The 13,614-nt window shown below is 72.5% G+C and carries 13 protein-coding genes and 1 riboswitch; of the genes, 11 read left to right on the top strand and 2 right to left on the bottom strand.

The genetic code is table 11. From position 1 onward, the window contains the following. The first annotated feature begins 198 nt into the window (after window positions 1-198). A riboswitch (FMN riboswitch) is annotated at window positions 199-329 on the top strand. Window positions 330-484: 155 nt separating this feature from the next. The 10 genes from ribD to ACFZAT_RS12950 all read left to right on the top strand — a co-directional run bounded on the left by ribD (window position 485) and on the right by ACFZAT_RS12950 (window position 9,123). Next, a complete protein-coding gene (ribD, locus tag ACFZAT_RS12995) occupies window positions 485-1,585 on the top strand; it encodes a bifunctional diaminohydroxyphosphoribosylaminopyrimidine deaminase/5-amino-6-(5-phosphoribosylamino)uracil reductase RibD (protein ID WP_391263683.1) in 1,101 nt (366 codons plus the stop codon). Next, window positions 1,586-2,203 (top strand): riboflavin synthase, encoded by a 618-nt coding sequence (locus ACFZAT_RS12990; protein ID WP_391263682.1) that lies wholly within the window; start codon window positions 1,586-1,588, stop codon window positions 2,201-2,203. Then, window positions 2,200-2,844 (top strand): nicotinamide mononucleotide transporter family protein, encoded by a 645-nt coding sequence (locus tag ACFZAT_RS12985; RefSeq protein ID WP_018103934.1) that lies wholly within the window; start codon window positions 2,200-2,202, stop codon window positions 2,842-2,844. Before ACFZAT_RS12990 ends, ACFZAT_RS12985 begins: the two co-directional genes overlap by 4 nt. Beyond that, window positions 2,841-4,139 (top strand): bifunctional 3,4-dihydroxy-2-butanone-4-phosphate synthase/GTP cyclohydrolase II, encoded by a 1,299-nt coding sequence (locus tag ACFZAT_RS12980; RefSeq protein WP_391263680.1) that lies wholly within the window; start codon window positions 2,841-2,843, stop codon window positions 4,137-4,139. Before ACFZAT_RS12985 ends, ACFZAT_RS12980 begins: the two co-directional genes overlap by 4 nt. A 29-nt stretch (window positions 4,140-4,168) precedes the next feature. Continuing rightward, a complete protein-coding gene (gene ribH, locus ACFZAT_RS12975; RefSeq protein ID WP_018103936.1) occupies window positions 4,169-4,654 on the top strand; it encodes a 6,7-dimethyl-8-ribityllumazine synthase in 486 nt (161 codons plus the stop codon). Between the two features lie 34 nt (window positions 4,655-4,688). Then, on the top strand, window positions 4,689-4,961 hold the full coding sequence (locus ACFZAT_RS12970) for a phosphoribosyl-ATP diphosphatase (protein ID WP_018103937.1): 273 nt from the start codon (window positions 4,689-4,691) through the stop codon (window positions 4,959-4,961). Between the two features lie 63 nt (window positions 4,962-5,024). Then, complete coding sequence (hisG, locus tag ACFZAT_RS12965; protein WP_391263678.1) at window positions 5,025-5,873, top strand: ATP phosphoribosyltransferase; 849 nt, start codon at window positions 5,025-5,027, stop codon at window positions 5,871-5,873. 25 nt (window positions 5,874-5,898) lie between these two features. Then, window positions 5,899-6,363 carry a PH domain-containing protein gene (locus tag ACFZAT_RS12960; RefSeq protein WP_391263676.1) on the top strand — a complete coding sequence of 155 codons (465 nt, stop codon included), beginning with the start codon at window positions 5,899-5,901 and terminating at the stop codon, window positions 6,361-6,363. A 310-nt stretch (window positions 6,364-6,673) separates the two neighbouring features. Further along, on the top strand, window positions 6,674-8,035 hold the full coding sequence (locus ACFZAT_RS12955; RefSeq protein ID WP_391263674.1) for a CNNM domain-containing protein: 1,362 nt from the start codon (window positions 6,674-6,676) through the stop codon (window positions 8,033-8,035). Next, a complete protein-coding gene (locus tag ACFZAT_RS12950) occupies window positions 8,032-9,123 on the top strand; it encodes a CNNM domain-containing protein (protein ID WP_391263672.1) in 1,092 nt (363 codons plus the stop codon). Before ACFZAT_RS12955 ends, ACFZAT_RS12950 begins: the two co-directional genes overlap by 4 nt. 50 nt (window positions 9,124-9,173) lie before the next feature. Here ACFZAT_RS12950 and ACFZAT_RS12945 read toward each other — a convergent pair whose 3' ends face one another. Then, a complete protein-coding gene (locus ACFZAT_RS12945) occupies window positions 9,174-11,063 on the bottom strand; it encodes an AAA family ATPase (RefSeq protein ID WP_391263670.1) in 1,890 nt (629 codons plus the stop codon). 404 nt (window positions 11,064-11,467) lie between these two features. Continuing rightward, on the bottom strand, window positions 11,468-12,052 hold the full coding sequence (locus tag ACFZAT_RS12940; RefSeq protein ID WP_391263667.1) for a uridine kinase: 585 nt from the start codon (window positions 12,050-12,052) through the stop codon (window positions 11,468-11,470). Window positions 12,053-12,244: 192 nt separating this feature from the next. Here ACFZAT_RS12940 and ACFZAT_RS12935 point away from each other — a divergent pair, with 192 nt between their 5' ends. Then, the gene (locus tag ACFZAT_RS12935) at window positions 12,245-13,600 is read left to right on the top strand and encodes a C39 family peptidase (RefSeq protein WP_391263666.1); all 1,356 of its coding nucleotides are present in this window, start codon (window positions 12,245-12,247) and stop codon (window positions 13,598-13,600) included. Window positions 13,601-13,614 lie beyond the last annotated feature (14 nt).

Raw genomic sequence — 13,614 nt, 5'->3', positions numbered from 1 at the left:
CCGCTCCTCGGAGGTGACGCAGAGATTAAGAGGACTAGACCAGTGCGTCAATAGGTCTGGACCAATCGCGTTCCCTCGTGGTTCATTCCTGCACGGATGTCCGAAAGGGGCCTTGTCACGTGCTGTCTGTGAGCCACTCCACAGCGTTCACCCGGTTGGCCTCTGCCGGGTCGTGGCACACTGATCGTGTACCAGCAGCAGCGCACTCCGGGGTCGGTGCAATTCCGAACCGGCGGTTACAGTCCGCGACCCGTCCGCATCCAGCGGCCGGTTGACCAGGTGAAATTCCTGGACCGACGGTTAAAGTCCGGATGGGAGGCAGTGCGCGGCGGGCCGTTTCGCGGGTACGCCGCCGTCGGCGGAGGTTCCGGATCACCGGACCCCTCCGTGTTTTCCGGCTTCAGGCGTCCCTGTCGTGCGTTCCGCTTCTTCTGTCGTCATCGACAGGCCCCGGAGTCCGTGCCCGAAGAGGCAGGAGGACCCGGTGGACACCGCAGCCGACATCACCGCCATGCGCCGAGCCATCGCGCTCGCCGCCCGCGGCCTCGGCTCCACCAGCCCCAATCCGGTCGTCGGATGCGTCGTCCTCGACACCGCCGGCGAGACCGCGGGCGAGGGCTTCCACCAGCGCGCCGGCGGCCCGCACGCCGAGATCCACGCCCTGCGCGCGGCCGGCGACCGGGCCCGCGGCGGGACCGCCTACGTCACCCTCGAACCCTGCAACCACACGGGCCGCACCGGCCCCTGCGCCCAGGCGCTCATCGAGGCCGGGATCGCCCGTGTCGTGTACGCGGTCGGCGACCCGAACCCACAGGCCACCGGCGGCGCCGACACGCTCCGCGCCGCCGGCGTCCGCGCCGAGGCGGGCCTCCTCGCCGACGAGGCCGAGGCGGGCAACGCCGCCTGGCTCACCTCCGTCCGCCGCGGCCGCCCGCACCTCACCTGGAAGTACGCGGCGAGCCTGGACGGCCGGGTCGCCGCCGCCGACGGCACCAGCCGCTGGATCAGCTCCGCCGAGTCCCGCGCCGACGTGCACCGGCTGCGTGCCGAGGCCGACGCGGTCCTCGTCGGCTCCGGCACCGCCCGCGCCGACGACCCCCAGCTCGGAGTGCGCGGCATCGACGGCGCGGTCCAGCCCCTGCGCGTCGTCATGGACACCCGCGCCACCGCCGTACGCCCCGGCGCCCGGGTCCTCGACGCCACCGCGCCGACCCTGGTCGCGGTCGCCGAGGACGCCGACACCGGCCACCTGCCCGACGAGGTGGTCCTGCGCCTTCCCCGCGCGGCCGGCGGGCCGGGACTCGACCCGGCCGCCCTGCTCGCCGCCCTCCACGAGCGCGGTGTGCGCTCCGTACTCCTCGAAGGCGGCCCGGTCCTGGCCGGTGCCTTCGTCGCCGCGGGACTCGTCGACAGGGTCGTCGGCTATCTCGCCCCCGTCCTCATCGGCGCGGGCCCCGCCGCCCTCGCCGACGCCGGAATCTCCACGATCAGCGAGGCGTTGCGCCTCGATGTGACGGAGACCGTCCGCATCGGCCCCGATCTGCGCGTCACCGCCGTCCCCGGCCCCGCCCGGAAGGAGAACTGAATGTTCACCGGAATCGTCGAAGAACTGGGCGAGGTCACCGCCGTCGAGCAGTTGGACGACGCCTCCCGCTTCCGCCTGCGCGGACCCGTCGTCACCGAGGGCGCCAAGCACGGCGACTCGATCGCCGTGAACGGCGTCTGCCTGACCGTCGTGGACCTCGGCGAGCACGAGTTCACCGCCGATGTGATGGCCGAGACGCTGAACCGCTCCAGCCTCGGCGCCCTGACGACCGGCTCCCGCGTCAACCTCGAACGCCCCATGGCGCTCGGCGGACGGCTCGGCGGCCACATCGTCCAGGGCCACGTCGACGGCACCGGCCGCATCCTGGAGCGCCGGCCCTCCGAGAACTGGGAGATCGTCAAGATCTCGCTCCCGGCCGCCCTCACCCGGTACGTCGTGGAGAAGGGCTCGATCACCGTCGACGGCGTCAGCCTGACCGTGGTGGACGCCGCACCCGACTACTTCACCATCAGCCTCATCCCCACCACCCTGGCGCTGACCACGCTCGGCATCAAGGGGCCCGGCGACCCGGTCAACCTCGAAGTCGACGTCATCGCGAAGTACGTCGAGCGGCTGCTCGGCCACGACGCGCCGCAGACCGCGGAGGACGCGAAGTGAGCGCCCTGCACTGGCTGAACTCCGAGGCGTTCACCGTCCTCGACCAGCACATCATCTGGTCCGACATGATCGGCAACACCGTCGGCCTGATCGCCCTCGCCCTCGGCTGGCTGCGCTCGATCTGGACCTGGCCCGCCCAGCTCCTGTCCGGTGTCGTGCTGGTCGCCGCCAACGTCTCCGTCCAGCAGGCGGGCAGCGTCGGCAAGCAGGTCATCGTCATCGCGGTCGCCGTCTGGGGCTGGCAGCAGTGGACCCGGGGCCGGCAGCAGGCCCAGGACGGCTCCATAGCGGTCCGCTTCGCCACCTGGCGCGAACGCGGCTACCTGGTCGGCGGGGCGGCCCTCGGCACCCTCGCGGTCGGCGGCCTGTTCACCGCCTTCCCCTCGCTCTCCTGGAGCCCGTGGGCGGACGCCTACATCTTCGCGGGCACGCTGGTCGCGATGCTCGCCCAGGCACGCGGCATGGTCGAGTTCTGGTTCGCCTGGCTCCTGGTCGACCTCGTCGGCGTCCCGCTGAACTTCCACAGCGGGCTCGCCTTCTCCGGTCTCATCTACGTCGTCTACGGCGCCCTCGTCCTGTGGGGCATGCGCGACTGGTGGCTGCGTACGCGGACACCCGCTCTGGAAGGAGCCACGGCATGACTGCCCAGCCCACCTGGTTGCACCGGGAACACGAAGTGCCCGCCGAGGACCTGGCCCTGGACCCCGTCGAGCAGGCCATCCGCGACATCGCGGCCGGCCGCCCCGTCGTGGTCGTGGACGACGAGGACCGCGAGAACGAGGGCGACCTCGTGATCGCCGCCGAGAAGGCCACGCCCGAGATCGTCGCGTTCATGATGAGCGAGTGCCGCGGACTGATCTGCGCGCCCATGGAGAGCGACGAGCTGGAACGGCTCGAACTGCCCCAGATGGTGGACCACAACACCGAGTCGATGAAGACCGCCTTCACCGTCTCCGTCGACGCCACGGCCGCCCACGGCGTCTCCACCGGCATCTCCGCCGCCGACCGCGCCACGACGCTCCGGCTGCTCGCGGGCGGCTCGGCAGGTCCCGGCGACTTCGTGCGCCCCGGTCACGTCTTCCCGCTGCGCGCCCGCTCCGGCGGGGTCCTCGTCCGCAACGGCCACACCGAGGCCGCCGTCGACCTGGCCCGGCTCGCCGGACTCCGGCCCGCCGGGGCGATCGTGGAGATCGCCGGTGAGGACGGCGTCATGCTGCGGCTGCCCCAGCTGGTGCCGTTCGCCCGCAAGCACGGCCTCACGATCATCTCCATCGAGGACCTGATCGCCTACCGCCGCAGCAACGAGCCCACCGTCCGCCGCGAGGCCGAGGTCCGGCTCCCCACCCGCTTCGGCGCGTTCACCGCGTACGGCTACCGCTCGACCGTGGACGGCGTCGAACACGTGGCGCTGGTGCACGGTGACATCGGGGACGGCGAGGACCTCCTGGTCCGGGTCCACTCCGAGTGCCTGACCGGCGACATCTTCGCCTCCGAGCGCTGCGACTGCGGCCCCCAGCTGCACGCCTCCATGGAGCGGATCACGGACGAGGGGCGCGGCGTCGTCGTCTACCTCCGCGGCCACGAGGGCCGGGGCATCGGCCTGCTCTCCAAGCTCCGCGCGTACGAGCTCCAGGAGCGCGGCGTCGACACGCTCGACGCCAATCTGGAACTCGGCCTGCCCGCCGACGCCCGGGACTACGGGGCGGGCGCCCAGATCCTCGCGGACCTCGGCGTGCGCAGCCTGCGCCTGATGACGAACAACCCGGACAAGACCGCCGCGCTCACCCGGCACGGCCTGACCGTCACCGGGCGCGAGCCGATGCCCGTCCAGGCCGGTGAGCACAACCTGCGGTACCTGCGCACCAAGCGCGACCGCATGGGACACGACCTGCCCTGGCTCGACGCGGTCCCCGCGTCCGCCTGCGGCAACCAGTAGCACACCCGTACAGAGAACCCAGGAGAGACATGAGCGGCAAGGGCGCACCCGAACTGTCCGTACGCAACTGCGGTGACCTCCGTGTGGCGGTCGTCGCCGCACAGTGGCACGAGAAGGTCATGGACGGGCTCGTCGACGGCGCCCTGCGCGCCCTGCACGAGCTGGGCATCGACGAGCCGACCCTGCTCCGGGTCCCGGGCAGCTTCGAGCTCCCCGTCGTCGCGAAGGTGCTGGCCGGGCGCGGGTACGACGCGATCGTCGCCCTCGGCGTGATCATCCGCGGCGGCACCCCGCACTTCGAATACGTGTCCCACGGCGTCACCAACGGCCTGACCCAGGTCGCCGTCGACACCGGCGTCCCGGTCGGCTTCGGGGTACTCACGTGCGACAACGAGGAGCAGGCGCTCGACCGCGCGGGCATCGAGGGGTCCAACGAGGACAAGGGGCACGAAGCGGTCACCGCCGCGGTCGCCACCGCCGCCACACTGCGCTCGGTCAGCGAACCCTGGCGCTGAGTGCGGGCGCGGCACCCCGTATTCTGAGCACATCATGGCGAACAAAACCTTCGAAGAGCTCTTCGCCGAGCTGCAGCTCAAGGCCGCCAACGGCGACCCCTCCACCTCCCGCACCGCCGAACTGGTGGAGAAGGGGGTCCATGCCATCGGCAAGAAGGTCGTCGAGGAGGCCGCCGAAGTCTGGATGGCCGCCGAGCACGAGAGCAAGGACGCCGCCGCCGAGGAGATCTCGCAGCTGCTGTACCACGTCCAGGTGATGATGGTCGCGCGCGGGATCTCCCTGGACGACGTCTACGCCCACCTCTGAGCCAGGCCCCGCACCCTCCCGTACGTCATCCCGCCACACCCTTCGCAAAGGAAACCCGACCTCATGCTGCGCATCGCCGTCCCCAACAAGGGTGCTATCTCCGGGCCTGCGATGGCGATGCTCCATGAGGCGGGCTACAAGCAGCGCAAGGAGTCGAAGGAACTCGTCCTGGTGGACCCCGCCAACGAGGTCGAGTTCTTCTACCTGCGCCCCCGCGACATCGCGATCTACGTCAGCTCGGGTCGCCTCGACATCGGCATCACCGGCCGCGACCTGCTGCTGGACTCCGGCGCCGAGGCCGAGGAGATCCTTCAGCTCGGCTTCGCCCGCTCCACCTTCCGCTACGCCACCAAGCCCGGGACCGTCGCGGGCCCCGAGGGCTTCGACGGCCTGACGATCGCCACCTCCTACGAGGGCATCGTCGCCCAGCACCTCGCCGAGGCCGGGGTCAACGCCTCCGTCGTCCACCTCGACGGCGCCGTCGAGACCGCCATCGAACTCGGCGTCGCCCAGGTCATCGCGGACGTCGTGGAGACCGGCACCAGCTTGCGCAACGCCGGCCTCGAGGTCATCGGCGAGCCCATCATGACCTCCGAGGCCGTCGTCATCCGGCGCACCGGCGCCCCCGCCGACGAGCCCAAGGTCCAGCAGTTCCTGCGCCGCCTCCAGGGCGTCCTGGTCGCCCGCAGCTACGTGATGATGGACTACGACTGCCGCGTCGAGCACCTGGAGCGCGCCGTCGCCCTCACCCCGGGCCTGGAGTCGCCGACCATCTCCCCGCTGCACCACGAGGGCTGGGTCGCCGTCCGCTCCATGGTCGCCGCCGCCGAGGCGCAGCGGATCATGGACGACCTCTACGACCTCGGCGCCCGCGCCATCCTCACCACCGCGATCCACGCCTGCCGGCTCTGACGGCGGGAGACGGAAGAAGAGCACGATGTCAGCCCCCACACCCCCGCCCGGCCCGCCGGTCCTGCCGGTCACCTTCCGGCCGACCCGCACCCGGGTGGTCCTGCTGACCGTCGGCGCGGTGATGTTCGCCGTCATCACCGTCGTCGCCTTCACCCTCGAACAGCTCAGCGGGGGAGAGCGGGTCAGCTTCGTCTTCACCGCGCTGCTCTTCTTCGGCGTCCTGGCGCTGCTCAGCCGCCCCAAGGTCGTCGCGGACGAGGAGGGCGTGACCGTGGTCAACCTCACGCGCAGCCGCCGTCTCTCCTGGGCCGAGATCGTCCGCGTCAACCTGCGGGTCGGCGACCCGTGGGTCTTCCTCGACCTCAGCGACGGCACCAGCATGCCCGCCCTGGGCATCCAGCCCGGCATCGCCAAACAGCGGGCCATCCAGGACGCCCGGGCCCTGCGCGCCCTCGCCGAGAACCACGGCACCGGCACGGACAAGGGCTAGGTTGCTAGGCCCTGTCGTCACATTGCCGTCGTCCGCCCGGCAGACGGGAATGTGACGACGGGGCCCAGGGGGCGTCTTGCCGATCATGGCCGGGTCCGGCCCCGGCCGACAAGCCGCGCCCCCGGCCCCCTGCCCCGTACGGCCTCACGTTGATTACTCTGGAGGGCGGTGGCGCCCCGTGCGCGCCCCGCCCCGCCCGAAGGCCCACGCGGCCGGCGGGGATTTTCCTGCGACCCGAGGAGTGACTCCCTCCAGCAATGGACGGATCGTCCGGTAGTACCTGCGCCGCCCCCTCCGTGGAGGCGGCGGCATGACAACCCCCCTGTTGCTGCTCAGCGCGGCATTCCTTCTCATCCTCGCCAACGGCTTCTTCGTGGCGGCCGAATTCGGTCTCGTCACCGTGGAACGCGCGGACGCCGAGCGCGCCGCCGCCGAGGGCGACCGGCGGGCCCGCACCGTCACCGACGCCCTGCGCGAGCTCTCCTTCCAGCTCTCCGGCACCCAGCTCGGCATCACCATCACCTCCCTGGTGGTCGGCATGCTCGCCGAACCGGCGCTCGCCCAGCTGCTGGACGGCCCCCTCGCCCTGACCGGGCTGCCCGACGGCGCCGTCCCCACCGTCAGCGTGGTGACCGGCATGCTGCTCGCGGCGGCCGTCCAGATGGTCATCGGCGAACTCGTCCCGAAGAACTGGGCGGTCTCCCGCCCGCTCACCGTCGCCCGGTTCGTCGCCGGACCGCAGGCCCGCTTCACCCGCCTCTTCCGGCCGGTCATCGGCGCCCTGAACACCGCGGCCAACCGGCTCGTACGCCTCCTCGGCGTCGAGCCCACCGAGGAGCTGGCCTCCGCCCGCACCCCGGGCGAGCTGGTCTCGCTCGCCCGGCACTCCGCCGAGGCGGGCACTCTCGAACAGGACACCGCCGACCTCTTCGTACGGACCCTGTCGCTCGCCGGGCTCACCGCCCAGCACGTGATGACCCCGCGCGTGAAGGTCAGCGCCCTGCAGACCTCCGCCACCGCGGAGGACGTCCTCAACCTCACCCGCGCCACCGGCCTGTCCCGCTTCCCCGTCTACCGGGAACGCATCGACGAGGTCGTCGGCATGATCCACCTCAAGGACGCCCTGGCCGTCCCGGCCCCCGACCGGCTGCGCACCACGGCCGGCCGGATCGCCGTGCCGCCGCTCCTGGTGCCCGAGACGCTGCCCGTCGAACAGCTCCTCCAGCGGCTCCGCAAGGAGCAGCCGATCGCCGTCGTCGTCGACGAGTACGGCGGCACCGCCGGGGTCGTCACCCTGGAGGACATCATCGAGGAGCTGGTCGGCGAGGTCCGCGACGAGCACGACGCCGAGGGCGCCGACCGCCCCGAGCTGGCCCCCGCCCCGCCGGAGGACGGCAGCCCCGCCTGGGACGCCGAGGGCAGCTGCCGGGTCCTCACCCTGCGCCGCATAGGACTCGACGTGCCCGACGGCCCGTACGAGACGGTCGCCGGGCTCGTCGCCGATCTGCTGGGCCGCATCCCCGCCCCCGGCGACCGGGCCGAACTCCCCGGCTGGCGGATCGCGGTCCGCCAGGTCGGCCACTACCGGGCCGAGAAGGTCCGCTTCGTCCGGGTGGCCGGTGCCGCCGGTCCGGACGCCTCGGAGCCGGCGGTCCTGGAGGCGGCGCGATGAGCCTCGTCCAGCTGGTCTTCGCCGGACTCCTGGTCCTCGCGAACGGCTTCTTCGTCGGCGCCGAGTTCTCCCTCGTCTCCGTCCGCCGCAGCCAGATCGAACCCCTCGCCGCGGCCGGTTCCGGCCGCGCCCGCCAGGTGCTGTACGGCCTGGAGAACCTGCCGCAGATGATGGCGGCGGCCCAGTTCGGCATCACCGTCTGCTCCCTGACCCTGGGTGCCGTCGCCGAACCCACCGTCGCCCACCTCCTGGAGCCGGTGTTCGCCGCCGTGCACCTGCCCGAGGGGCTGATCCACCCGCTCGGCTACGTCCTCGCGCTCGTCCTCGTCGTCTTCCTCCACCTCGTCATCGGCGAGATGGTCCCGAAGAACCTGGCGATGGCCGCGCCCGAGAAGACCGCGCTCTGGCTGAGCCCCGGCCTCGTCGGCTTCGCCCGGCTCTGCCGCCCGGTCACCGCGGCGCTCGGCGCCTGCGCCCGGCTGGTGCTCCGCCTCTTCGGCGTCGAACCCAAGGACGAGGTGGAGGCCGTCTTCACCAGCGAGCAGCTCAACCGCCTCGTGGAGGACTCCGGGCAGGCCGGCCTCATCGAGCCCGAGGCGCAGGAGCGCCTGGAGGACGCCCTGGAGCTGGGCAGCCGCCCCGTCACCGACGTCCTGCTGCGCCGGGCGTCCCTGGTGACCGTGGACCCCTCGGTCACCCCGCGCCGCATCGAGGAGCTGACGGTCCGCACGGGCTTCTCGCGCTTCCCGGTCTGCGCCGAGGGCGGCGGCCCGTTCATGGGCTACCTGCACGTCAAGGATGTCCTCGACCTGGAGGACCGGGAGCGTGCGGTGCCCCAGCAGCTGTGGCGCCCGATGGCCACCGTACGGGCCGAACTCCCGCTGGACGACGCCCTCACCGTGATGCGCCGCGCCGCCACGCACCTCGCCCAGGTCGCGGACGCCTCCGGCCGGGTGCTCGGCCTGGTCGCGATGGAGGACGTCCTGGAGACCCTGGTCGGCGAGGTCCGCGACCCGGCGCACCGGGTGGCGGAGCCGCGCCGCACGGAGGAGCGGACGACGGACCCGGACGGCGCCCTGGTGGGCTGAGCCGGACGCGGGCCGGCCACCGGGACGCCCCGGTGGCCGGCCCGCGCGGCTCACAGCGCCGGTGGCTCCTGCTGCCCCCGGCCCACCGGTCCGCGCCCCGACAGGACCTCGCCGTACGCCTGCATCAGGTCCGGCAGCCGCAGCGTGGCCAGGTCGTCCCGGGTGGGCGTCGTCGTGCAGCCGGAGAGCCGCAGATCGCGGTAGGCGCAGCTCTTCTCGTACAGCGTCCGCAGGAAGCGGCCGTTGCCCAGCTCGTCCAGCCAGCCCTGGTCCACCACGTGGCCGCTGATCGAGCGCAGCTCCTCCAGCGACTCCTCGTCCCACGCATCGCCGTTCTCGGCGGCCAGCACCTCACCGATCGCGGTGAGTTCGAGGGGCCGGTAGCTGGGGAAGTCCACCCGGGTGGTGAAGCGCGAGGAGAGCCCGGGATTGGTGGACAGCAGCCGGTCCATGCCCTCCGGATAGCCGGCCAGGATGACGACGAGGTGGTCCCGGTTGTCCTCGGCCCGCTTGAGCAGCACCTGAAGCGCCTCGTCGCCGTACGCGTCGCCCTTGCTGTACCCGGTGTTGGACAGGCTGTACGCCTCGTCCACGAACAGCACCCCGCCCAGCGCCGAGTCGATCAGCTCGTTCGCCTTCACGGCGGTCTGGCCCAGGAACTCGCCGACCAGGTCCGACCGTTGCGCCTCCACGAGGTGGTCTCCGCCGAGCAGGCCCAGCGCGTAGAAGACCCGGCCCAGGATGCGGGCCACGGTCGTCTTGCCGGTGCCGGACGGCCCGGAGAACACGAAGTGCCGCTTCGGCGGCTGGACGGGCAGCCCCTGGCCCGCCCGGAGGCGCGCCATGTTGAGCTGCGCCGAGAGGGCCTTGACCTGGCGCTTCACCGGTTCCAGGCCGACCATCCGCTCCAGCTCGGCCAGCGCCTCGGCCAGTAGCGCCGGGTCGCTCGGTCCGGCCGGGAACGGCTGCGACGCCGCGGACTTCGCCCGCGCCCCGCCGGGCAGCGGGGTGCCCCCGGCACCGGGCACGTCCTGCGGTTCACCGCCGGGCCGCAGCTCCCGCCCGTCCGCCGGGTCGGTGCCCAGCGGCGGGGCGCCCTCCGCGCAGAACGCGTCGGCCTCCACGCCGGTCAGGGACACCGCCGCGAGGCCCTGCACCTCGTCGGAGCCGTCGAGCCCGTCGTAGTCCGCGATGGCCGCGAGGCGCGCGGAGGTGTCCATGAAGGCCGGATCGATGCGGTGCACGGCGCGGTAGAGGGGGAGCGCGGCGGCGCTGCGGCCGGTGCCCTCGTGGGCGCGGGCCAGCCAGTAGCGCAGCTCCTTGCGCTGCGGCTGCTCGCTGCGGCACCGCATCAGGGCCGTCGCCAGCATCGGCTCCGCCTGCCGGTACATCTCCAGCCGCACCCGGGCCATCCCGCCGAACAGCCCCGCCTCGATGCCCAGCAGAGGGTCGTCGATCAGCTGCTCGGTGTGGCGTACGAGCTGCTCCCAGTCCTTGACCAGGTAGGAGCGGCAGGCGTGCAGGAAGCGGACCTGGGGGTCGGTCTCCACCGGCGGCAGGGCGGCCAGCGCCCGGTCGAGCTCGGCGACATGGCGGCCGTCCAGCCAGTGCGAGGCGTGGGCGAGCAGCAGATCGCGCGGGCTCTCCAGCACCGGCTGCACCCACCAGCCCAGCCAGTACCAGGAGTTGAGCGTGCGCCGGTAGCGAGTGCGCTGTTCACCGAAGCGGTCGCGGTGGCGGTGCATGTGCAGCAGCGCCGAAGCGGTGTCGACGCGCAGCGCGTGCAGTCCGAGCCAGGCGTCCGCCATGCCGGGGTCCCGGCCCACGGCCGCCCGGAACTCCTCCTCGGCCTGCGGATACGCGCCCATCGTGTAGGCGTCCACGCCCCGCAGCCAGGCGAGGTCGGCCGGGGCCTGCGCGCCCTGCGTACCGAAGTCCATCAGGTCCCCCACAAACGTGCCCCCAGGATGTCCCGCCGCCCGAAAGCCCGCCCCGGAGCCTGCCGTGGCGCGCCGAATCGCTGTGCCGTGGACGGGAATTGACCGCACCGAGAGGCATCGTACCTGTGCGGTGCGTATCCGACGAAGGGTGCCGCAGGTCGAAGAGGTGTCGTGACCCAGGGTGAGGAACGGGGCGCCTGACCGACGCCGCCGGCACAGGACGAAGCCCCCGGTCACGGGGGAACAACCGGGGGCTTCGCGTCTGTGGGGGCTCCGAAAAGCCGCACATTGAGAACGTAAGACCTGTACCGCCCCCGGGTCAAGCGGAGTTGAGGTACTTCCGAGCCGTTTTCCGGCGGCGCGAGAGTGCGGCGCGAGGCGGTCACACCGGGTGACGGAACGGTTCAGCGCCGCTGCCGCACGGGTCCCTTTCGCCACTCGTACCCCACGGGCAACTGCCGTACCAGAGCGTCGGCCCAGGGGCGCGACGGATCGGTCGTGAAGTGCGCCGTCTCGGCCGCCGTCCAGCCGTCCCAGAAGGAGTCCAGCGCCGGCCCGTCGCGCCGCCGGCCGCGCGCCCACGACTCCGCAGCGGGCAGGTCCATCCACAACAGCCGTGCCAGCAGCGGCCGCAGGGCGCGCCGACCGGCGCCGACGCCCTCGATCAGGACGACGGGCGCGGGCTCCAGGGTCCTGACCGGCCCGAAGGCCCGAGCCGTCCAGTCGTACGGCGCGTAGCGCGCGGGCGCGCCGTGCGACAGCGGCCCCGTCACCTGCTCGCGCAGCCGGTCCGTCCAGGCGAACAGTTCCTCGTGCGTGGCCAGATCGTCCAGGTGCAGCACGGGCGCCCCGCCGAGTGCTTCCGCGAGCCGGCCGGCGAAGGTGCTCTTGCCCGATCCCGCGTGCCCGTCGACGGCGACCAGCCGCACCGGCCCGCAGGACGGCGGGAGGGCGGAGAGCCGCGCGGCATGGGGCGCGAGAGCGTTCATGCCTCCAGACTACGAGCCGGGGCAGACGGTAGGCCGTTCGGCCCAGCCGCAGGTCACGCCAGTGGTAGAGACCAATATTGGTTGATCGGCACGGGTCGAATCGCTGGCCGAACCGGGACGCGACCCGCGATAGTTGGCCCACTGTCGTGCACCGCAGCCCCATTCCGCAGACGACGACCGGGGGTCTCGCCCATGCCCAGTCCCACCTCACGCCGCACCGTGCTCGCCGCCGCCGCCGTCGTGGCGGCCGCCGGTGCCGGAACGCTGTCGTCCGCCGCCTCGGCGGCCGCGGCCCCGCGCCGCGCCCGGCCCGCGCCGCCCTCGGTGGACAACCACGCCTGGACCACGTACACCGACTGGCGCTGCGGCGACCGCGCCGGGACCGGTGCGGTCGCCGGACGCCGTGCCGGTCTGGTCATCGCCCACCCGCTGGGCCGTACGGACTACACCGACCCGCACACCGGCACCACCGCCGCCTGGGAGTACGCGACCTGGACCTCGCCGGTCCACCGCTCCCGCGTCCCCGCGACCGAGGTGATCGCCTCCTGGAACGCCGAGACCCCGGCCGGCACCTGGATCCAGATCGAGCTGAGCGGCCGCTACTCGGACGGCACCGAGACCCCGTGGTACGTGATGGGGCGCTGGGCCGCCGGAGACGCGGACATCCGCCGCACCTCGGTGGACGACCAGAGCGACGGCAAGAGCTCCATCTGGACCGACACCTTCTCGGTGGACGACGCGGCGAGCGGGCTGCGCCTGCTGTCGTACCGCCTCCGGCTGACCCTGTACCGCACCCCGGGCAGCCGCCTCACCCCGACGGTGTGGCGGGTGGGCGCGATGGCCTCGGACATCCCGGACCGCTTCACGGTGCCCGCGAGCACCCCGGGCCTGGTCCGCGAGCTGCCGGTGCCGCGCTACTCGCAGAACGTCCACGTCGGCCAGTACCCGGAGTACGACAACGGCGGCGAGGCGTGGTGCAGCCCCACCTCCTCGCAGATGATCATCGAGTACTGGGGCCGCAAGCCCTCCGCCGATGACCTGTCCTGGGTGGCGCCCGGCATACAGGACCCCTCGGTCTGCCACGCCGCCCGCTTCACGTACGACAACCAGTACGAGGGCTGCGGCAACTGGCCGTTCAACGCGGCCTACGCTGCGACGTACCGCGACATGAGCGCCGCCGTGACCCGGCTCGGCTCGCTGAGCGACGTGGAGACCCTGGTCCGCGCCGGTATCCCGGTCATCACCTCCCAGTCCTTCCTGAAGGAGGAGCTGACGGGCGCGGGCTACGGCACGTCGGGCCACCTGATGACGGTCATCGGCTTCACCGCCGAGGGCGACGTCATCGCCAACGACCCGGCGTCCCCGAACGACGACGCGGTCCGCCATGTCTACCAGCGCCACGAGTGGGAGACGATCTGGCTGCGGACGAAGCGGTACGACGCGAGCGGCAACGTCAAGAGCGGGACCGGCGGGGTCTGCTACGTCTACTGGCCCGCGCGTCCGACGCCGGCGCAGCGGTGGGCGCTGCGGTCGTTCGGCCTGATCTGAGCCCGCTGCTCCGA

Source organism: Streptomyces sp. NPDC008163 (assembly GCF_042956885.1).
GTDB classification, from domain to species: domain Bacteria; phylum Actinomycetota; class Actinomycetes; order Streptomycetales; family Streptomycetaceae; genus Streptomyces; species Streptomyces drozdowiczii_A.
This window is presented reverse-complemented; position numbering and strand designations above follow the sequence as displayed.

Coding starts and splice junctions, on each gene's coding strand:
- ACFZAT_RS12960 (WP_391263676.1), top strand. CDS start 5,899: ATGTCAGCCCCCACACCCCCGCCCGGCCCGCCGGTCCTGCCGGTCACC.
- ACFZAT_RS12940 (WP_391263667.1), bottom strand. CDS start 12,052: ATGAACGCTCTCGCGCCCCATGCCGCGCGGCTCTCCGCCCTCCCGCCG.
- ACFZAT_RS12955 (WP_391263674.1), top strand. CDS start 6,674: ATGACAACCCCCCTGTTGCTGCTCAGCGCGGCATTCCTTCTCATCCTC.
- ribH (WP_018103936.1), top strand. CDS start 4,169: ATGAGCGGCAAGGGCGCACCCGAACTGTCCGTACGCAACTGCGGTGAC.
- ACFZAT_RS12945 (WP_391263670.1), bottom strand. CDS start 11,063: ATGGACTTCGGTACGCAGGGCGCGCAGGCCCCGGCCGACCTCGCCTGG.
- hisG (WP_391263678.1), top strand. CDS start 5,025: ATGCTGCGCATCGCCGTCCCCAACAAGGGTGCTATCTCCGGGCCTGCG.
- ACFZAT_RS12970 (WP_018103937.1), top strand. CDS start 4,689: ATGGCGAACAAAACCTTCGAAGAGCTCTTCGCCGAGCTGCAGCTCAAG.
- ACFZAT_RS12935 (WP_391263666.1), top strand. CDS start 12,245: ATGCCCAGTCCCACCTCACGCCGCACCGTGCTCGCCGCCGCCGCCGTC.
- ACFZAT_RS12990 (WP_391263682.1), top strand. CDS start 1,586: ATGTTCACCGGAATCGTCGAAGAACTGGGCGAGGTCACCGCCGTCGAG.
- ACFZAT_RS12980 (WP_391263680.1), top strand. CDS start 2,841: ATGACTGCCCAGCCCACCTGGTTGCACCGGGAACACGAAGTGCCCGCC.
- ACFZAT_RS12950 (WP_391263672.1), top strand. CDS start 8,032: ATGAGCCTCGTCCAGCTGGTCTTCGCCGGACTCCTGGTCCTCGCGAAC.